The 18,774-nt window shown below is 61.1% G+C and carries 17 protein-coding genes; 4 read left to right on the forward strand and 13 right to left on the reverse strand.

Translation table 11 applies throughout. From position 1 onward, the window contains the following. Positions 1-5: 5 nt before the first annotated feature. A complete protein-coding gene (locus ACRARG_RS19605; RefSeq protein WP_233152299.1) occupies positions 6-1,202 on the forward strand; it encodes a phenylacetate--CoA ligase family protein in 1,197 nt (398 codons plus the stop codon). A gap of 71 nt (positions 1,203-1,273) precedes the next feature. Here the strand turns inward: ACRARG_RS19605 and ACRARG_RS19610 are convergent, their stop codons facing one another. Then, the gene (locus ACRARG_RS19610; protein WP_088652411.1) at positions 1,274-2,239 is read right to left on the reverse strand and encodes an NAD(P)H-dependent flavin oxidoreductase; all 966 of its coding nucleotides are present in this window, start codon (positions 2,237-2,239) and stop codon (positions 1,274-1,276) included. 216 nt (positions 2,240-2,455) lie between these two features. On the opposite strand from ACRARG_RS19610, the gene ACRARG_RS19615 reads away from it, so the two are divergent. The 3 genes from ACRARG_RS19615 to ACRARG_RS19625 are packed head-to-tail and all read left to right on the forward strand — an operon-like array spanning position 2,456 to position 4,954. Continuing rightward, positions 2,456-3,226 carry an enoyl-CoA hydratase/isomerase family protein gene (locus tag ACRARG_RS19615; RefSeq protein ID WP_233152298.1) on the forward strand — a complete coding sequence of 257 codons (771 nt, stop codon included), beginning with the start codon at positions 2,456-2,458 and terminating at the stop codon, positions 3,224-3,226. Continuing rightward, entirely contained in the window at positions 3,223-4,413 is a 1,191-nt protein-coding gene (locus ACRARG_RS19620) for a CaiB/BaiF CoA transferase family protein (protein WP_432691762.1), read from the forward strand. The genes ACRARG_RS19615 and ACRARG_RS19620 overlap by 4 nt, the downstream gene beginning before the upstream one ends. A 1-nt stretch (position 4,414) precedes the next feature. Next, positions 4,415-4,954: an acyl-CoA dehydrogenase family protein gene (locus ACRARG_RS19625; RefSeq protein WP_288996285.1), complete on the forward strand. Its 540-nt coding sequence runs from the start codon at positions 4,415-4,417 to the stop codon at positions 4,952-4,954. 3 nt (positions 4,955-4,957) lie between these two features. Here ACRARG_RS19625 and ACRARG_RS19630 read toward each other — a convergent pair. The 12 genes from ACRARG_RS19630 to ACRARG_RS19685 all read right to left on the reverse strand — a co-directional run bounded on the left by ACRARG_RS19630 (position 4,958) and on the right by ACRARG_RS19685 (position 18,713). Continuing rightward, positions 4,958-5,715 (reverse strand): IS5 family transposase gene (locus ACRARG_RS19630; protein WP_283984001.1). Its coding sequence is split into 2 segments (ribosomal slippage): positions 4,958-5,394 and positions 5,394-5,715, totalling 759 coding nucleotides; the frame shifts between segments, so codons are not numbered across the junction. Between the two features lie 128 nt (positions 5,716-5,843). Next, positions 5,844-6,683, reverse strand: coding sequence for an HTD2 family dehydratase (locus ACRARG_RS19635; protein ID WP_288996287.1), 840 nt, complete (start codon positions 6,681-6,683; stop codon positions 5,844-5,846). A gap of 11 nt (positions 6,684-6,694) precedes the next feature. Beyond that, on the reverse strand, positions 6,695-7,858 hold the full coding sequence (locus tag ACRARG_RS19640; protein WP_088652163.1) for an acyl-CoA dehydrogenase family protein: 1,164 nt from the start codon (positions 7,856-7,858) through the stop codon (positions 6,695-6,697). A gap of 3 nt (positions 7,859-7,861) precedes the next feature. Next, on the reverse strand, positions 7,862-8,656 hold the full coding sequence (locus ACRARG_RS19645) for a citryl-CoA lyase (RefSeq protein ID WP_088652162.1): 795 nt from the start codon (positions 8,654-8,656) through the stop codon (positions 7,862-7,864). Continuing rightward, positions 8,656-9,570 carry an SDR family NAD(P)-dependent oxidoreductase gene (locus ACRARG_RS19650; RefSeq protein WP_040608815.1) on the reverse strand — a complete coding sequence of 305 codons (915 nt, stop codon included), beginning with the start codon at positions 9,568-9,570 and terminating at the stop codon, positions 8,656-8,658. The genes ACRARG_RS19645 and ACRARG_RS19650 overlap by 1 nt, the downstream gene beginning before the upstream one ends. A gap of 12 nt (positions 9,571-9,582) precedes the next feature. Beyond that, a complete protein-coding gene (locus ACRARG_RS19655) occupies positions 9,583-10,542 on the reverse strand; it encodes a hydroxymethylglutaryl-CoA lyase (protein ID WP_009803516.1) in 960 nt (319 codons plus the stop codon). 4 nt (positions 10,543-10,546) lie between these two features. Further along, positions 10,547-12,553 (reverse strand): acetyl/propionyl/methylcrotonyl-CoA carboxylase subunit alpha, encoded by a 2,007-nt coding sequence (locus ACRARG_RS19660; protein ID WP_009803515.1) that lies wholly within the window; start codon positions 12,551-12,553, stop codon positions 10,547-10,549. A gap of 10 nt (positions 12,554-12,563) precedes the next feature. Beyond that, positions 12,564-14,171 (reverse strand): acyl-CoA carboxylase subunit beta, encoded by a 1,608-nt coding sequence (locus ACRARG_RS19665; RefSeq protein WP_088652161.1) that lies wholly within the window; start codon positions 14,169-14,171, stop codon positions 12,564-12,566. Then, positions 14,168-15,559 carry a phenylacetate--CoA ligase family protein gene (locus tag ACRARG_RS19670; protein WP_100931424.1) on the reverse strand — a complete coding sequence of 464 codons (1,392 nt, stop codon included), beginning with the start codon at positions 15,557-15,559 and terminating at the stop codon, positions 14,168-14,170. The genes ACRARG_RS19665 and ACRARG_RS19670 overlap by 4 nt, the downstream gene beginning before the upstream one ends. A gap of 26 nt (positions 15,560-15,585) precedes the next feature. Next, positions 15,586-16,746: an acyl-CoA dehydrogenase family protein gene (locus ACRARG_RS19675; RefSeq protein ID WP_088652160.1), complete on the reverse strand. Its 1,161-nt coding sequence runs from the start codon at positions 16,744-16,746 to the stop codon at positions 15,586-15,588. A 9-nt stretch (positions 16,747-16,755) separates the two neighbouring features. Next, positions 16,756-17,535, reverse strand: a complete 780-nt coding sequence (locus tag ACRARG_RS19680; protein ID WP_088652159.1) for an enoyl-CoA hydratase/isomerase family protein — start codon at positions 17,533-17,535, stop codon at positions 16,756-16,758. Beyond that, positions 17,532-18,713, reverse strand: a complete 1,182-nt coding sequence (locus tag ACRARG_RS19685) for an acyl-CoA dehydrogenase family protein (protein ID WP_028093906.1) — start codon at positions 18,711-18,713, stop codon at positions 17,532-17,534. The genes ACRARG_RS19680 and ACRARG_RS19685 overlap by 4 nt, the downstream gene beginning before the upstream one ends. Positions 18,714-18,774: the final 61 nt, after the last annotated feature.

An 18,774-nucleotide genomic window follows, 5' to 3' on the forward strand; every position in this document is an offset into this window, starting at 1 on the left:
TGGAAATGTCTGATGATATCTACCGAGATATAGCGCAAGCCTATGCCGCTGCGGCCGAAAAGGCTCCTGGTCTGAAATCGCGATTCACGGCTGCCGGATTCGATCCGGCAGCCGTCACATCGGTGGCGGACCTTTCGCGCCTTCCAGTGATGAAGAAGGAAGAGCTTCTGAAAATTCAGCGCGAGAACCCGCCTTTTGGCGGGTTCCTCGCCTCGGATTTAAAGGATATCGGGCGAATCTACGTGTCCCCCGGCCCGATTTTCGAACCAGCCCTTTCGGGCGGTGGCGGCCACGGCCTTGACCTTCTGTTCAAGGCCGCAGGCGTGGGGCCGGGAGATATCATCCTGAACACCTGGATGTATCATCTGGTACCGGCTGGCCTGCTGTTCGACGAAGCGGCACAGGCCGCAGGCGCCACTGTGATCCCGGGCGGCGTCGGCAACACCGAGCTTCAGGCACAAATCATCGTCGAAACCGGCGTGACTTCGATCTGTGCTTCGACTGCGTTTTTCCTGACGCTGGCGGACAAGGTGATCGAAACCTATGGCCGCGACGCATGGAAGGTGAAAACCGCCTTTCTGGGCGGGGAAATGGGCGACTGGATGGCCAAACGCCGCCGGATCGAGGCCGATTACGGCGTGTCGACCTGGGCCGCCTATGCCACAGCCGATCTGGGCCTTGTCGCCTATGAGGATGGCGGCGACGGCTATCTGGTTCATCCCGACCGCGTGGTGCAGATCTGCGATCCGGTCAGCGGGGAACAGGTCGCCCATGGTGAACCAGGCGAGGTTGTCGTGACCGCGCGCGATGCTACGTGGCCGATGATCCGGTTCGGCACCGGCGACAGTGCCTTGGCGCTTGAGAGCAACGCGGATGGCACCGTCAGCCGGATTTCAGCGCTGCAGGGCAGGGTCGGCGCAGCGGTCAAAGTGCGCGAGATTTTCGTTTATCCGCGCGTGGTTGAAGAAGTTGTCATCGGTACGCCTGGCGCAAAAGCCGCGCAGGCCGTGGTGACACGCGAAAGTGACCGTGACATGATCCGGCTTTCGCTTGTGCTGGAAGACGGCGCCGACGCCTCAGCTGCGGAAGCGGCCGCAGCTGAGGCCTTTAAATTGCATGCCAGGATCCGTGCCGACGCGGTGAGCATTGTTGCGGAACTGCCCGAGAATGCAGAACTGATCATCAACCAAAAAGACCGCTGAGATCGCTCCTCAGGCATCTGCGATAGTGGCAGGATCAGATGGGCGGCTGGGCAACTTGCCGCCCTTTTTCGTCAGGCGCAGAGCGCATCTTTGGCGGCATGGTATTCTCGGACGAGACGGTCAACATAGTCCGCTGTCGTCGTCACCGCGCCGACCGCACCGATCCCCTGACCACTGCCCCAGATGTCACGCCAGGCCTTGGGCCGAATGTCGCCCGTCGACAGATTGAGCTTGTTGCCGACGCCGGTCAGGTTGTCCGGGTCGAGGCCGACCGCCCGGACTGACGGCTTCAGGTAATTCGCGTTCACGCCGCTGAAATGATTGGTGTAGACGATATCGTCCGCACAGCTGTCGACGATCATCTGCTTGTACTCCTCCGAAGCGACAGCCTCGGTCGTAGCGATGAAGGGCGATCCGATATATCCGAAATCGGCGCCCATGACCTGCGCCGCTAATATAGCCTGTCCGGTGGCGATAGAACCCGACAGCGCCAGCGGACCGTCGAACCATGCCCGGATTTCCTGAACCAGCGCAAAGGGTGACAAGGCCCCGGCGTGGCCGCCGGCGCCCGCGCAGACCGCGATCAGGCCGTCGGCGCCCTTATCGATCGCTTTCCGGGCGTATTTGTTGTTGATCACGTCATGCAGCACGATGCCGCCGCAATCATGTGCCGCCTGGTTCACGTCTTCGCGTGCACCCATCGAAGTGATCCAGACTGGCACCTTCCAACGGGCACATATCTCGACGTCGCGTTCGACCCGATCATTCGAGCGGTGCACGATCTGGTTGACCGCAAAGGGCGCGGCGGGCCGGTCGGGATTGGCCTGATTATGTGCATCGAGCTCTTCGGTGATGCGTTTGAGCCAGGCTTCAAGCAGGGGGGGCTCGCCGTCTTTTTCGCGTGCGTTCAAGGCGGGAAAACTGCCGATCACGCCGGCTTTGCACTGGGCGATGACAAGGTCGGGACCGGATACCAGGAACATTGGCGAGCAGATCACGGGCAGGCGCAGATGGCCGAGAAGAGTTTCGGAATACATGGTTTCGGTCTCTTTGCTGTTTCATCAGGACGTTGCGCGGAGCCGCCGTCAGCGCATCTCTGGCCAGACCGAAACACCGCGGCCTTGAGACCGCAACGGAAAAAACGGGCGGCATCTATTTAACACAAATCTGTTTTCCGGCGCTGACCTATAGCTTGTTGGCACAACCCGCCTCTAGCGTGTTCCCAAGAGATCCATTTCCGGGAGGAGGAAGCGGTGACCCTGCTGTACAAATGCTCAGAGGGTGTCGGTCGGATGACGTTCGACTTCCCCGCGAAGAAGAATGCGCTCGACCAGGCCGCGCGCAAGGAGATGGAGCGCATCGTCACGGAAGTGCGCGATGACGACCGTGTCCGCGCGCTGCTAATCGCCGGAACCGGTGGCGCATTTTGCGCGGGCGGTGACATCAACACCTTTGCAGGCGCGTCGCCAACCGCAATGCGCGACCGCATGAAGCAACAACACCGCGTCACCCGGATGCTCTATGATCTTGAAAAGCCGGTGATTGCGGCGGTTGCGGGGCCTGCATTTGGTGTGGGGTTCAATATCGCGCTTCTGGCCGATGTGATCCTCGCCGCACCCTCGGCCCAGTTCTGCCAGGCCTATGCGCGGGTGGCGATCGTGCCCGATGGAGGCGGGCTTTACCTGCTGTCGCGGGTGGTTGGCACGCAGCGCGCCAAGGCCATGTTCATGACCGCCCAGGTGATCGGCGCGCAGGAGGCGCGCGATCTGGGGATAGTCCATGCAATTCACGACGAAGACGCGCTGGAGGCGGAAGCCATTGCACTTGCCACGCGTCTGGCCGACGGGCCGACCCGTGCTTTCGGGCTGGGCAAGGCGATGCTGAACCGCGGCATGGATTGCGACTTTGCCACCTATCTTGAGATCGAGGCCACCGCCGAGGCCTTTATCATGCAGACCGAGGATCATCGCGAAGCCGTGGCTGCCTTCAGGGAAAAGCGCAAACCGTGCTTTAGCGGCACATGACCGCGGCGGCAGCGGGTGGCCCCCTGACTGGGCTCAAAGTGGTGGATCTGGGTCAGGTTTATCTCGGGCCCTATTGCGGGCTGATGTTCGCTCTCATGGGCGCCGAGGTCATCAAGGTTGAGCCGCCCGGCGGTGACACCATTCGCGGCATCGCGGGCGGGCGCGAAAACCCGGCGGCGATGATGCTGAATTCCAGCAAACAAAGCGTGGTGCTTGATCTCCAGTCGGAGGAAGGGCGCTCCGCGCTGCTGGCGCTGGCGGATAACGCCGACGTGTTGATCGAGAATTCCCGGCCTGGTACGATGGAAAAACTGGGTATCGGGGGGGAGACGCTCTCGGCTCGCAATCCGCGCTTGGTCATGGGGTCGGGCAAGGGCTACGCCGCCGATTCCGTTTACCGCGATGCACCGGCAATGGATTTCCCCATTCAGGCGCTGACAGGGCTGATGTCGGTGACCGGGTTTCCAGATGGTCCACCGGTGAAATGCGGTGCAGCGATCGCCGATTTTCTTGGCGGTATCCACCTTTTTGGTGGCATTATGGCAGCCTTGCATGCGCGCGGCACGACAGGGCGCGGGGACTTTGTCCAAATCGCAATGCAGGACGTCACACACCACGCGCTGGCATCGAATATCGCAAGCTTTTTGCTGGCGCCCGACGGGTTCGCTGACCGGGCCGGCAACAGTCAGGCCGTGCTCAAGGTCGCACCCTACGACCTGTTTCCGGCGCAAGACGGACAGGTGGCTATTATGTGCCTGAACGATCGCCACTGGCAGCACCTGACCCGTGCCATGGGCCGCCCTGATCTGGCCGAAGATGCCGAGCTTGCCGAAGGGCCCGCGCGCTGCGCGCAACGTGCCCGAGTCGATGGCTGGGTGACAGCGTGGACCTCACGTCATACCCGCGCCGAGATTTTCGCGGCCCTGAACAGCGCACATGTGCCGGGCGCTGCGGTGCGCACGCTCGCTGAAGTAGTGTCGGACGAAGACATGCGCGCACGCGGCATGATCCATGACCTTCCGCATCCAGATCTGGGCACGGTCCCTGTTCCAGGGCTGCCAATGCAATTTGCACGTCATAACCGCGTGCCCCCCATACCCGCCCCGGCAGCGGGTGCCGATACGGCACGCGTATTGGGCGCATTGCGCCAATCCGGGCTTTCCACGCGCTCAGAGGACAAAAACTGACATGTTCAAGCTCGATCCGGAACTGGAAGATTTTCGCTCGGAGGCCCGCAAGCTGGCCGAACGGGAATTCGCCCCAAAGGCCGCCTATTGGGACGACAAAGAGGAATTTCCCGCCGCCAACCGCGACAAGCTGGCCGAGCTTGGCTATCTGGGCATGTTCATCCCCGAGGAATACGGCGGCTCCGGCGCGCCGGTGGTGCAGGGCACCGTCTTTCTGGAGGAAATGGCGCGGGTCTGTTTCAACACCGCGCTGGTCTCGCAGCTTTACCTGAACGGTCCGTCGCGGGCGATCAGCATTCTGGGCAACGATGAACAGAAAGAGCGGTTTCTGCCGGACATGGCGGCGGGCAGGAAATTCATCGCCATCGCCATCAGTGAACCCGAGGCGGGGTCCGCGGTCACCGATCTGCGCACCACGGCCACCAAGGATGGCGACGGCTGGGTGCTGAACGGCAACAAGTGCTGGTCCACCGGCGCGCATGTGGCCGATTACGCGCTGGTCTTTTGTCGTTTCGGCAAGGCTAGGCTCCAGACTCGTTAATTCTCAAAGCCAGAAGATGACAGTTGCAGCGAGAGCCACGGCGGACAGAAAGACCTTCGGGCACCTGTCGTAGCGGGTCGCAACGCGGCGCCAGTCCTTTAGCCTTCCGAACATGATCTCGATACGGTTGCGCCGCTTGTAGCGGCGCTTGTCGTATTTGACGGGCTTGCCTCGGGACTTTCGGCCCGGGATGCAGGCCTTGATGCCCTTGTCCTGCAAGGCTTCACGATACCAGTCGGCGTCATAACCCCGATCGGCCAACAACCATTCTGCCCCAGGCAGGCTGCTCAGCAGGGCTGCCGCGCCGGTGTAGTCGCTGACCTGGCCGGCTGTCATGAAAAACCTGATTGGGCGGCCGTTCGTGTCCGTGACGGCATGTAACTTGGTGTTCATGCCACCCTTCGTTCGCCCAATCAGCCTGCCACGCCCCCCTTTTTCAACCGCAGGCTCGAAGCCGTGCGGTGCGCCTTGAGATAGGTGGCGTCGATCATCACTGTCTTCCGGTCGGCGCCCTCGGCAGCAAGCCCCTCCATCATCCGGGCGAAAACTCCCATGTCGCTCCAGCGCTTCCATCGGTTGTAGAGCGTCTTCGGTGGACCATACTCCGTGGGCGCATCGGACCAACGCAAGCCATTACGATTGATGAAGATTATACCGCTCAAGACCCGCCGATCGTCGACCCTCGGTTTGCCATGGCTCTTTGGAAAGAACGGTCGCAGCCGCGCCATCTGCTCGTCGCTCAGCCAGAAAAGATTGCTCATCATGCCCCCATCAGTTTGGGAGCGTGAATCACGCCGACAAGGTGGTCGCAAGCCGATTAATGGGTCCAGACCCTAACAGATGTTAGAAAAATTGGTCAACAACTGAATCCGCTACCAAAGGAAACCGATCAGACAGCCGCGTACTCTGCGGAAAAGCTTCGAAGACCGTTTTGATCCTGACACCAGACTGTCCCGGAGGTGCCGGTCTCTTCATTGTGCAGTTGCAATTCGCAGGGCAGGGTGAGTGGCGCGAGGCCGCGGAACGAAAACCGGTGGGGCGATGTCTTCAACGCATCCGCCGCCAGATTCAGAAGCAGCGTGGCCTGCAATGGACCATGCACAACAAGTCCGGAATAGGCTTCGGTTTCGGTGGCGTAGACGTAATCATAGTGAATGCGATGGGCATTGAACGTCAGCGCTGAATAGCGAAACAGAAAAACAGGATCCGGTGTCAGCGTCGATCTAAGCGTGGTGGGGTCACCCGCGTCAGCTGCGCTCTCGCCCGTGCGGGGGGTGGAAATCTCACGATAAACGATCGATTGCTGCTCCCGGATACAAAGCCGTTCGCCACTCAGATACTCGTGCTCGACGGTCACAAAAACCAATGGGCCACTGCGGCCCTGCTTGGCCGTTATGTCCCCGATCACCGAGCGGCGGGTGATGGTTTCGCCGGTCTTCAGCGGCGCGATATGCGTAACATCGCCGCCCGCCCACATGCGGGCGGGCAGCGGAACTGGGGGCAGAAATCCACCCCTCGCGGCATGGCCGTCTGCTGAAAGGGCGGCAGCTGGCACGGTATCAAGGGCAATGCACCAATGAATTCCCAGCGGGACATCGCCTGATCCGTCCCAAAGATGCGGACCGAGCGTGGCGCGGAATTTGTCGATCAGCCCCTGCGTCAGAACATCTTCCTTGGTCTCGGTGCGTCCCAGCCAGGGCGCCAGCGCGTCAAGGTCGATCTCACCCATAACCCTGGCCTTCAGAACGATCTTGGCATGCCGAGGATATGTTCTCCGACATATGACAGGATCAGGTTGGTCGAGATCGGGGCGACCTGATAGAGGCGCGCCTCGCGGAACTTGCGCTCGACATCGTATTCCCGTGCGAAACCGAAGCCGCCATGGGTCTGGATGCAGGCATTGGCCGCTTCCCAGCTGGCCTCCGAAGCCAGCAGCTTGGCCATATTCGCCTGTGCTCCGCAATCCAGCCCAGCATCGAACCGCCTGCAGGCTTCAAAGCGCATCAGATTGGCGGCCTCGATGTTCACATAGGACCTGGCGATAGGGAATTGCACGCCCTGGTTCTGGCCGATGGGACGGTCAAAGACCATGCGGTCGCCGGCATAGATGCGGGCCTTGTCAACGAACCAGTATCCATCACCGATACATTCCGCCGCAATCAGGGTCCGTTCGGCATTCAGCCCGTCAAGAATATGGTAAAATCCGCGCCCCTCGGTCCCAATCAGGTTCTCGGCGGGGATTTCCAAGTTGTCGAAAAACACTTCATTGGTTTCGTGGCCGGGCATATTGGCGATGGGGCGGACCTCCATCCCGTTGCCGATGGCCTCTTTCAGTTCGACCATAAAGATCGACAGGCCCTGCGACTTTTTCGTGACCTCGTTCAACGGCGTGGTGCGTGCCAGCAGGATCATCAGGTCAGAATGCTGAATACGGCTGATCCAGACCTTCTGGCCATTGATCTCATACCGGTCACCCTTCTTGACCGCGGTGGTCTTCAGTTTGGTGGTGTCGGTCCCGGTTGTCGGTTCGGTCACGGCCATGGATTGCAGGCGCAACGCGCCGCTGGCGATGCCGGGCAGGTATGTCTGCTTTTGCTCATCCGAACCATGTCGCAGAAGCGTGCCCATGTTATACATCTGCCCGTGGCAATGGCCCGCGTTTCCGCCGCAGCGGTTCACCTCCTCCATGATGATCGAGGCTTCCGTCAGGCCCAGACCCGAGCCGCCGTATTCCTCGGGGATCATTGCGGCAAGCCAGCCCTCGCGGGTCAGCGCATCGACGAATTCCTCGGGGTAGGTTTCGTTTTCGCCGAACCTGCGATGATATTCTGGCGGAAACTGCGCGCAAAGTGCGCGCAAGGCATCGCGCAGATCGGTATGAGTGTCTGGGACTGACGTCTGCATCGGTTACTTCGCTCCCGGACCCGACGTTTCAAGAATTTCCTGCTCGGCACGCTGCCAAAGCTCATAGGAAATCGGGTTTTCGCTCTCTTCGAGGATATGACCGACAAGACCGATGGCGCGTGCCATGACGCCAAAGCCCCGCACGATCTTCCAGGGGAAGCCAAATTCACAGCAGATTGCTCCGATCGCCCCGGTGGCGTTAATCGGCAGCATCTTACCCGATTTTTCTTCGGCAACGGCCTGAATTTTCTGGATCAACTCGATGTATTCACCGGACTTGCCGTTCTCGGCAGCGATCTGGAACAGGCGAGGTGTGCGCGGATCGACCGGCTTGTGCACCGGATGTCCGAGCCCCGGCACGATCATCTTGCGGGCGCGGAATTTTTCAACCGTTTCCACCGCGATCGCATCCAGATCGGCGCCGGTGCCCAGCTTGTCCTGCGGCAGCGCCTCGTAAAGCATCCTGGATGCGCCTTCCATCGAGCCGACAAAGACCGTACCCAGCCCGCAAAGCCCGGCGGCAACCGCCGCCTGAAGCGATTCCGGCGCCCCCATATAGGTCATACGCGCGGCAATGGCCGAGGGCGTGATGCCATGTTCGACCAGGGTGATGACGATCGCGTTGAACACCCGGCTTTCCTCGGGCGTCGCCTTGCGACCGGTCAGTTGCAGGAACGCCAGATCGCCCAGATTCATGTGGCCCAGGATTTCGTTGGGCAGATCGAGCCCGCGCACGCTGATCTTGTCAGAGGTGCTCCAGGCAATGTCGGAGCTGATTTTTTCTTTGCGTCTTCCCATCAGACAGGATCCCACGAAAAGACATCCGCCGAAACTTCGAGCGGTGTGAATTGCGATTTGAGCGCGGGAATGGCACGCTCGGCGATTTCGTCGGCGGTCCAGCCATCACCGGAATGAACCGACCGCACCGGGCGGGGCTGGTTGAACAGGAAGATTTCGTTCTTGCGAACCGCAAAGATCTGTCCGGACACGTCGGCCGCGCGGTCGCTCATCAGGAAACAGGCCATTGGAGCGACTTTGGCCGGTGTCATTTCCTTGATCTTTTCGACCCGTGCCGCCTGTTCCGGGGTGTCTGTCTTGATAGACGAGATCATCCGGCTCCAGGCGAAGGGCGCGATGCAGTTTGACCGCACGTTCCAGCGTTTCAGGTCGAGCGCGACCGATTTCGAGAAGGCCGCGATGCCCAGCTTTGCCGCCGAATAATTCGCCTGCGCCAGATTGCCAATCAGCCCCGAGGTCGAGGTCATGTGCACCAGAGCACCGCCCTCTTGTTCGCGGAAATAATCGGCCGCCGCGCGGCTGGTGTTGAACGCACCGTAGAGATGGACCTTCACAACCGCGTCGAAATCCTCGTAGGTCATCTTGTGGAAGAACCCGTCGCGCAGGATGCCCGCGTTGTTCACCACCGCGTCGATGCGGCCGAATTCGCTGACTCCGGCTTCGATCATCGCGCGCGCGGCGTCCGGATCGGTGACGTTGCCGCCATCGGCGATCGCATCGCCGCCCGCCGCCTTGATTTCTTCAACGACTTTCTGCGCCGCGGTTTCCGTCTGTCCGGTGCCCTTCAGTGACGCGCCCAGATCATTGACCACCACGGCGGCGCCTTCCGAGGCTGCCATCAAGGCGATATCACGCCCGATCCCACCGCCGGCCCCGGTGACCAGAACCACCTTCCCATCAAGTGCCTTTGTCATCTTCATTCTCCCTCAGCTTGCCTTGCGATATTTGTCCAGGCCGCCGGTATGCATGACCCGGCCCATGAGCGGCACGCCGATGATCTCTTCTGCCTTGTTCGCCGCTGCGATCAGCTTGTCCAGATCAATGCCGGTTTCGATGCCGAGCTCGTGACACAGGAACACCGCATCCTCGGTGCAGACATTGCCTGCGGCGCGGGCGTGACCGTGGCCCGCGAAAGGACAGCCGCCAAGACCGGCGACCGAGCTTTCGAACATGTCCACGCCCATCGACAGGGCGGCATGGAGATTGGCGATCCCCAGCCCACGCGTATCATGGATGTGCATACCGATGCGCGCCTCGGGCGCCATTTCGCGCAGCGCGCCGATCATCCGTTTGACCGCCTCGGGGTTTCCCCAACCCATGGTGTCGGCGACCACGAGGATCGGCACGGGGATGTTCTCTTCTTCGCACAGCTGAAGGATAAAGCGGAAATCGTCCAAGATTCGCTCTTGCGGGATGGGGCCTTCGAAGTTGCAGCCAAAGGCCGTCATCACATAGGCCGCGTCGACGGTATATCCTTCTTCCTTGTAAAGACGGACCCAGTCGCGTTGTTTTTCCCGCATCTCCGCCGAGGAACAATTGTTGTTCGATTGGGCGAATGCCTCGGAGGGATAGAACAGCAGGCGCGGGTCGATATCGACCTCATGCGCGGTCAGGGCCTTGCGAAACCCTTTGTCGTTCAGCCACAGCGATGTGTAATTCACGCCCGGCTTGCGCTTGATACGCTGGAACAACTCGCCGGTGTCGGCCATTTGCGGTACGTATTTCGGGCTGACGAAACTTCCGACCTGAATGCGCTTCAGACCGGTTTCGCTGAGCATGTCGATCAGTTCGATCCGCTCTTCGATCGGATAAATCTTCTTTTCGATCTGAAAACCCTCGCGCGGGCCTTCTTCACGAAATTCGACGAATTTGGGAAAGTCGTTCATTTCATCACTCCTCGGATGGCAGAATCTCGGCGATGACCTGGCCCCGGTCGACCATGTCTCCATTCGAGACGGATATGTGGCTGGCGATCCCGGCCGCGGCCGCCCGGATCGAGATTTCGAGTTTCATGGATTCCATGACCGCAACCACGTCGCCTTCGGCCACGCTCTGACCATCGGAGACCTTGATTTCGACAATCATGCCGGTCAGCGGAGAGGTCACGGCGCGATCCGCCGCGGCATCGCCGCCGGCAAAGGCAAGGGGCGCGGCGGGGCGGAAGACCAGGCGGCCTTCGGGCGTGCCCAGTTCGATCACGCCGGCATGCAGACGTGCCTCGATCAGGTGGACAGTGTCGCCCTCGTTCAGGCGCCAACGGCCCGGCGTGATTTCGCGTGCCGACAGTGTCAGCGCCTCGCCGTTTTCCGAATAGACGGTGTATCTGGCACCCGGTTTGACAGGACTGACGCGCAATTCCTCGGATACCTCGTCAGAATCGGTAAGCGTCACGCGCTGCCCCGCTTCCATCGCATCGCCGCCCAGTCCAAGCCGCCAGCCGGTAAAGGCATCACGGTTGGTCCAGGGATTGGCGTTTGTGTCGCTGCGCGACTGGGTCACGAAGAGAATGGCAGCGGTTGCTTTCCACAGATCGGGGCGGGTCAGGCCGGGTGCCTGTGTCAGCTCATCCAGCCTGCCGTCGATCCAGCGGGTATGCACCTGCATCCGTTCGAATTCATGGTTTCGCGCCAGCGCCGTCAAAAAGGCGCGATTGGTTTCGACACCTTCGACCGCGACATGATCAAGCGCCGTGGCCAGACGTGCCAATGCGGTTTCCCGGTCGGGCGCGTGCACGATCAGCTTGGCGATCATCGGGTCGTAGTAGGGCGTGACGGCATCGCCTTCCTCGACGCCGCTGTCGATACGCAGGCCCGATGGCAGGCTGAGCGTGGTGAGCGTACCCGTCGACGGGGCGAATTGCATCGCCGGATCTTCGGCGTATAGCCGTGCCTCGACCGCATGGCCGTTGATCGCCAGATCCTCCTGCACCAGCCCGAGGCCCGCGCCTTCGGCAATGCGCAGGTGAAGCGCGACAAGGTCCAGCCCGGTGATCGCTTCGGTGACGGGATGTTCCACCTGAATGCGCGGGTTCACCTCAAGAAAGAAATATTCGTCCCCCGCGACCAGAAATTCGACCGTGCCCAGCCCGCGATAGTCCAGCGTTTCACCGAGGCGCACCGCGTCGCGCGCGATGTCGTCCAGAAGCGTGCGCGGCAATCCCCAGGCCGGGGCTTCCTCGATGACCTTCTGGTGACGGCGCTGAAGCGTGCAATCGCGTTCGAACAGGTGCACCACATGGCCCTTGCCGTCACCTGCGATCTGCACTTCGACATGGCGCGCCTCGGGCAGGAAACGCTCCAACAGCAGCCCTTCGGAACCGAAGGTGGATTTTGCTTCGCGCAGCGCGCCTTCGATGTCCTCGACCAGCGTGGTTTCGTCGGTGACGAGCCGTTGCCCTCGCCCACCACCGCCGCCGACAGCCTTGAGCAGCACCGGCAGGCCCATTTGGCGCACCTCCTCGGCAATCTGCTCGGGATCGGACCGCGCACCTTCGGCGCCCGAAATCACCGGGACGCTGGCCGCCACGGCGGCCTCTTTGGCGCTGGCCTTGTCGCCGAAACGTTCCAGCGTTTCCGGCGTCGGCCCCATGAATATCATGCCGGCGGCTTCGACCGCGCGGGCAAAATCGGGGTTTTCGGCCAGAAAGCCGTAACCGGGATGGATCGCATCCGCGCCCACCGATTGCGCGGCGGCAATCACCGCGTCGATCTTCAGGTAACTTTCGGAGGCCGGTCCGCCGCCGATACAGACAGATTTGCCGATCTCGCGGACATGCAGGGCATTGGCGTCGGCCTGCGAATGTATGCCGACAGGTGTGATACCGCTGGCCCGCGCAGTGCGCGCGATCCGGCAGGCAATTTCGCCGCGGTTGGCGATCAGAAGCGTTTTGATTTTCACGGTTCGCTCCTCACATCCTGAACACGCCGAAGTTGGTCTCGACCTTGGGTCTGCGCGATGTCACATCTAGCATCAGCGCCATGACGTCACGGGTCTCACAGGGCTCGATCACGCTGTCGATCCAAAGGTTGGAAGCAAAATTATAGGCTCCCTGAAAATCTTCGTATTCCTCGCGGATCGGTGCCTTGAAGGCCTCCTCCTCCTCGGCGGTCCAGTTTCTGCCTTCGCGTTCGTTGATCTGCGCGCGGACCTGAGCTAGCACGCTGGCGGCCTGTTCCGGCCCCATGATCGCCGACCGTCCCGTCGGCCAGGCGAACATTGCGTCCGGCTGGAACGGGCGGCCCAGCATCGCCAGGTATCCGGCCCCGTAAGAGCCACCGGTGATGATTGTGAATTTCGGCACCCGGGCCGAAGACATGGCCGTGATCATCTTCGCACCGGCTTTTGCGATGCCCATCTGCTCGACCTCGCGCCCGACCATGAAGCCGTTCACATCGGCCAGGAACAGCAGCGGAATATCACGCTGCACGCAGAGATTGATGAAATGCGTGGCCTTCAGCGCGGCTTCGACGAAAAGCACACCTGTATTGGCGAGAATACCGACCTCGTGGCCGTGGATGCGACCCCAGCCGGTCATGATCGTGTCGCCATAAAGCGGTTTGAATTCGTGAAAATCGCTCTCATCGACCAACCGAGCCACGATTTCGCGGTTGTCGGTCGGTACCTTGGGGTCGCGGCTGATGAGTCCATAAATCTCTTCGACCGGGTAGGCGGGCGCACGGGGCGCTTCGGGCGTCTTGCGGGGTTGGGGTTTTTCGCCAAGATGGCTGACAATTTCGCGCGTGATGGCCAGAGCATGGGCGTCATCTTCAGCCAAATGGTCGGTCACGCCGGAGACGGACGAATGCATCTTGCCGCCACCCAGTTCTTCGGCTTCGACCTTTTCGCCGGTTGCGGCAAAGGTCAATTCCGGTCCGCCCAGATACATAAAGCCCTGACCGCGCACGATCACCACTTCGTCACAGAGCGCGGGGATATAGGCACCACCCGCAGTGCAGGGCCCCATGACCACGGCGATTTGCGGCACACCATCGCCGGACATGCCAACCTGTTGGTGAAAGATGGACCCGAACTGGCCTTCGTCGGGAAAGATGTTTTCCTGATCCGGCAGGAAGGCGCCGCCGGAGTCCACGAGGGTGATAACGGGCAGACGGTTCTTCCATGCGATCTTCTGCGCCCGCACATGTTTGCGCGATGTCATGCCGAAATAGGTGCCGCCCTTTACCGTGGCATCATTGGCGATGATCATGCATTGACGGCCCTCGATCACACCGATCCCGGTGATGATGCCCGCGCCCGGCGGCACGCCATTGTATTTGTTCAACCCGGCAAGTTCTCCGAGTTCCAGAAATGGTGTGCCCGGGTCGATCAGGCGTTCAATCCGTTCCCGCGGCAGGATCTTGCCCTTCTCCACATGCCGGTCGCGCGCCTTTTTGGGGCCGCCGACACGTTGCAGCAGCCGCAGCGCGTGCAGATCGGAGAGTTTTTCACGGTAGTGTGCGTCATTTGCCCGAAAGTCGTCGGACCCGGTATCAAGCAGGGATTTCATTTTGGTCATGGCAGGTTCGGATATTCCCTGAGAACAAAGGCGACCTTGGCGGCGCCGGGTTTTTCGAAAGTGTCAGCCGCCACCAGGTGAACGTCGGCCTTGAAGACAAGCGCGTCGCGCAGGCGTTGCTCGATCTTCTTCTTGAGGGCGGCGTCATCGGCCGGATCACGACCGGGGCCGCGTTCGACAATCACCGTCAGCGCGCCCTGCGTGGTGTGGCCCTCGAAATCAGCGACGATCCGCATGACGCCATTGGTGTCTGGCACCATCTCGGTGATTACGCTGTTGATGGCGGACGGGAATACATTGGCCCCGCGCACGATCAGCATGTCGTCGGTGCGACCGGTGCAGCGGATCTTGGGGCCGGTGCGCCCGCAGGCGCATTCGGTGTCGATGACCTCGATATAGTCGCCTGACCGGAACCGCACGAGCGGGCTCGCCTGGCGGCCGATCGCGGTATAGATCATCTCGCCCTCGGCGCCCTTTTCCCAGGGAATGATCCTGCCGCTATCGGGATCGAGCAATTCGGTGATGATATAGTCCATGTTGACCATATGCATTCCCGACTGTTCGTCGCACTCGGCCCAGTAAGTCACGCCCAGATCGGTTCCGCCCAGCATTTCGGTGCATTTCGCCCCCCAAGCCGCTTCGATCTTGGCGCGGATAGCAGGGATGCCGCCGCCGGGTTCGCCACCGACGATGACCTGTTCCACGCCCAACTCACTAGCCTTGCAGCCCAGCACTTCGGGCGCTTTTTCGGCCAGGTGCAGAACGAAATTCGGAGCACCAACGATGCAGCGCGGGCGCGTATCCGCGCAGGCACGCAGCAGCCGTTCGGCACCGCCATCCGCCCCCACCGGCACATCGATCGCGCCCATATACTGCAACCCCTGCATCACGGGGATGCCGCCGACAAAGCCCTTGGCCAGCGAAAACGCGTGCAACACCATGTCGCCGGGGCGCATGCCATTGGCAAAGAAGCAGCGCGCTGTCATCTCGTGCCACATCTCGGCGTCGGATTCTGTCAGGGCCACATATGAGGGGCTGCCGGTCGTGCCCGACGAGGCCTGCATCTGGATGATGTCCGACATGGGCGCGGCACGGTGCTTGCCAAAGGGCGGCTCGGCAGCGAGGCTTTCGCGGATCTCGGTCTTGTAGGTATAGGGCAGTTTTTGCAGGTCTGCGATGGTGCGGATATCGTCGAAGTCCACACCGGCCTCGGCGAACTTTTCCTGATAGAAGGTCGAGTTCGCCTTGAGATACGCCATCTGATCGCGCAGCCGCTCTTCCTGAATACGGCGCACCTCGTCGAGCGGTGTGCCCTCGATCGTGTGCCAGAAGCGATCATTTACCTTGTCGGCGGCATCCTGCCGCCTGAAGCGCATTCCAAATTGCATGTCGTTCTCCATGTCGGGCAGAGCGATCAATAAGACCGCGGCAGACCCATGACCTTTTCGCCGATGAAGCTGAGGCACAGCTCGCGGTTCACGGGCGCCGTGCGCAACAAGCGCACCAGCGGGTACATCTCGTATAGTCCCGTATCCTCGGTGAAGCCCGATCCGCCATGCGCCTGCAGCGCGGCGTCCACCGCTTCGATCCCGGCTTCGGCGGCGGCGTATTTTGCCATGTTTGACGACGCCCCTGCCGGCAGTTTGTTGTCAAACTCCCAGGCCGCGCGACGGGTCATCAGGCTGGCCATCTCGACCGCTGTGTGCGCCTTGGCCATCGGGTGCTGCACGCCCTGATGCGCACCGATGGGTTGGCCGAACACATTGCGTTCGGAGGCATAGGCCACGCCCTTGTTCAGGGCGAACCGGCCGATGCCGCAGCACAGGGCGGCCAGGATGATGCGTTCGGGGTTGAGACTGTCGAACAGGATCGAGAACCCTTCGTCCACCTCGCCGACCACATCCTCCGGGCCCAGATCCACCTCGTCGAAGAACAGGGTCCACTGTTCCTCGGGCAGGGGGATCGAGATCTTCACCCGCTGCTTGTCGACGCCCTTTTTCTTCAGATCCACTGCGAACAGGGTAAAGCCGTCGGTCTTGCGGCTGACCTCGGTATGCGGCTTGGTTCGCGCCACGACTAGGCAATAGTCCGAGACCTCGGCGCCAGTGATAAAGGTCTTTTCGCCCGACAGGCTGAACCGGTTGCCCCGACGTTTGGCCAGCGTAGTGGCCTTCATCGTGTTCGACCCGGCGCCCGGTTCCGTGATCGCAAAACAGAACTGGATATCACCGCGGCAGGCCGCCGGCAGCAGCTCTTTCTTGTGGAATTCACTCCCGTGGCTGGCGATATGAGCCAGCGACATGGTCGGCCCGACCACCATCATCAAAAGCGGAATGCCGTGATTGGCGGTGCCTTCCATGAACAGCGCCATTTCGGTCATACCGAGGCCCGCGCCGCCGTATTCCTCAGGCACCATGATGCCGAGAAAACCGTCGTCGGCAACCTGCTTGAACATATCGTGGGGAAACTCGTGCTTGCGCGCGTGTTCCAGCCAATAAGCATTGTCATATGTCTGCGCCAGCTGACCGCCATATTCGTAAATCTGGCGCTGTTCATCGTTCAGAGTGAATTCCATGTTTCGTCCTCAAGCCTTGAATTCGGGGGCGCGCCGGTTCTCGAATGCATCGAGCCCCTCGGCGACGTCATCGCTGGGCAGTGCGCGCACGGCGGCGTCACGCTCAAGCCGCATCTGCTGGTCGATGCCGAGATCTGCACCTTCGCGCGCCAGCCGCTTCATTTCCGCGATACCTGGGCGCGAGCGGGTCGCGATCTTTTCGCAATATTCCAGCGCGGCCTGGTGCAGATCCGCATCCGGTACGATGTAGTTGACCAGCCCGACCTCCTTGGCCTCGTCGGCTTTGAGCCAGCGCGCTGAGAACATCAGGTCAAGCGCCCGGCGTTCCCCCATTAGCCGCGTCAGCCGCTGCGAGCCACCCCAACCGGGAATCAGCCCGAATTGCGCATGCTGATCGCCAAACTGGGCGCTTTCGGCCGCAAAGCACACGTCGCAGGCCAGCATCAGTTCGATCCCGCCGGCCAGACACAACCCCTGCACTGCGACTACGACAGGGAGGGAGGAGGTTTCGAGCGCACGCAGGTTTTTCATGCCAAAGGCGATGAAATGGTCCAGCGCGGCGGGATCGTTCAATTTACCTTTCACTTCCACCAGATCGGCGCCGGTGCAAAAGTTCTTGCCTTGCGCCCGGATCAGGATCGCCCGAATATCCGGGTTCGCCTCGAATTCCGACCGCGCAGCAGAAATGCGCTCATGCACGTCAAGTGACAGGCAATTGAATTTCTCGGGGCGGGCAAGTTCGATGATGCCGGTGTTGCCCTCGGAAGTGACGAGGATGGGGCCGCTCATTTGGCGGCTCCCTTCGCCTTCTTGTCATACTGCAGCGCCATGCGACCGACCTTCTCGCGGGCGATCACCAGCTTCTGGATCTGCGCGGTCCCGTCACCGATCTGCAAGCCGAGCACATCGTTGTAGCGCTGGTGGTGGGGCAGGTCGGTGGTGTAGCCGTAATGTCCGTGCAGGATCAGGCACTGGTGCAGGATCTCGCAGGCGGTTTTGGGCAGGTACCATTTGCACATGGCGGCCTGAGAGGTGTGGGGCAGGCCACGGTCGCGCAGGTCCAGCGTGTAATAGCAAAGCTGGCGCATCATGGTAAGTTGGGTCTCGGCCTCGGCCAAGGGAAAGCTGACACCCTGATACTGCACGATTGGGGCCCCGAATGCCTCGCGCTCCTGAACGTAGGCCCAGGTTTCATCCACCGACGCTTGCGCGGCCCCCAGGCACTCCAGCCCGATCAGTGCGCGGGAATAGTCGAAGCCCGCCATGATCGTGCCAAAGGCACGGTCCTGTTCCGCCATCATGTTTTCAGCCGGCACGAAAACATCGTCAAAGAAAACCGAGCCGCGCCCGACAGGCTTGGTGCCGATGTCGTCAAAATGGGTGCGCTTGATGCCTTCCTGGTTCAGATCGACGAAAAAGGCGCTGACCCCGCGTGAGCCGCCGTCAGGATCGCCGGTACGGGCAAAGACGACCGCCGCATCCGCCTGACTGGCAAAACTCATGGATGTCTTTTCACCGTTCAGCCGCCAGCCGTTGCCGGATTTCTCGGCCCTCAGAATCAGGTTCGCCGCATCCGAACCGCCGCGCGGCTCTGTCAGGCCCAGGCCAATGACAGCATCACCCGAAACAACCTTGGGCACCCATTCCGACGCGATGTCCTTGGAGGCATGTTTGGCAACCATTCCGCCCATGAGAGAGCCCAGAAGCTGCACGTAACTTGCGTTGAAATCAGCATAGGCGATCTCTTCGACGATCAGCCCTGACGTGACAGAGCTTTCGCCGAGTCCCCCGAATTCCTCGGGCAGATCGGCCCCGATCAGCCCCAGTGCGCCCATCTCCTTGATCAGCGCACGGTCGAATGTATGGCCGCTGGCGCGTTCTTGATATGTGGGCGCAAGTCTTTCAGTTGCGAAGCGCTTTGCGGTCTCGCGAAACGCCTTCTGATCGTCTGTAGGCTGGAATTGCATCGGTGCTCCTCCCCATGAGCGAAAATCTTCTTTCCAAAAAAATCTAACAAATGTTAGATTG

The organism is Pseudooceanicola profundi (genome assembly GCF_050897955.1).
Taxonomy (GTDB): domain Bacteria; phylum Pseudomonadota; class Alphaproteobacteria; order Rhodobacterales; family Rhodobacteraceae; genus Pseudooceanicola.

What these genes read in the sequence shown, in the direction of transcription:
- ACRARG_RS19605 (WP_233152299.1), top strand. Translation starts at nt 6, where the DNA reads ATGTCTGATGATATCTACCGAGATATAGCGCAAGCCTATGCCGCTGCG.
- ACRARG_RS19610 (WP_088652411.1), bottom strand. Translation starts at nt 2,239, where the DNA reads ATGTATTCCGAAACTCTTCTCGGCCATCTGCGCCTGCCCGTGATCTGC.
- ACRARG_RS19620 (WP_432691762.1), top strand. Translation starts at nt 3,223, where the DNA reads ATGACCGCGGCGGCAGCGGGTGGCCCCCTGACTGGGCTCAAAGTGGTG.
- ACRARG_RS19625 (WP_288996285.1), top strand. Translation starts at nt 4,415, where the DNA reads ATGTTCAAGCTCGATCCGGAACTGGAAGATTTTCGCTCGGAGGCCCGC.
- ACRARG_RS19635 (WP_288996287.1), bottom strand. Translation starts at nt 6,683, where the DNA reads ATGGGTGAGATCGACCTTGACGCGCTGGCGCCCTGGCTGGGACGCACC.
- ACRARG_RS19640 (WP_088652163.1), bottom strand. Translation starts at nt 7,858, where the DNA reads ATGCAGACGTCAGTCCCAGACACTCATACCGATCTGCGCGATGCCTTG.
- ACRARG_RS19645 (WP_088652162.1), bottom strand. Translation starts at nt 8,656, where the DNA reads ATGGGAAGACGCAAAGAAAAAATCAGCTCCGACATTGCCTGGAGCACC.
- ACRARG_RS19650 (WP_040608815.1), bottom strand. Translation starts at nt 9,570, where the DNA reads ATGACAAAGGCACTTGATGGGAAGGTGGTTCTGGTCACCGGGGCCGGC.
- ACRARG_RS19655 (WP_009803516.1), bottom strand. Translation starts at nt 10,542, where the DNA reads ATGAACGACTTTCCCAAATTCGTCGAATTTCGTGAAGAAGGCCCGCGC.
- ACRARG_RS19665 (WP_088652161.1), bottom strand. Translation starts at nt 14,171, where the DNA reads ATGACCAAAATGAAATCCCTGCTTGATACCGGGTCCGACGACTTTCGG.
- ACRARG_RS19670 (WP_100931424.1), bottom strand. Translation starts at nt 15,559, where the DNA reads ATGCAATTTGGAATGCGCTTCAGGCGGCAGGATGCCGCCGACAAGGTA.
- ACRARG_RS19675 (WP_088652160.1), bottom strand. Translation starts at nt 16,746, where the DNA reads ATGGAATTCACTCTGAACGATGAACAGCGCCAGATTTACGAATATGGC.
- ACRARG_RS19680 (WP_088652159.1), bottom strand. Translation starts at nt 17,535, where the DNA reads ATGAGCGGCCCCATCCTCGTCACTTCCGAGGGCAACACCGGCATCATC.
- ACRARG_RS19685 (WP_028093906.1), bottom strand. Translation starts at nt 18,713, where the DNA reads ATGCAATTCCAGCCTACAGACGATCAGAAGGCGTTTCGCGAGACCGCA.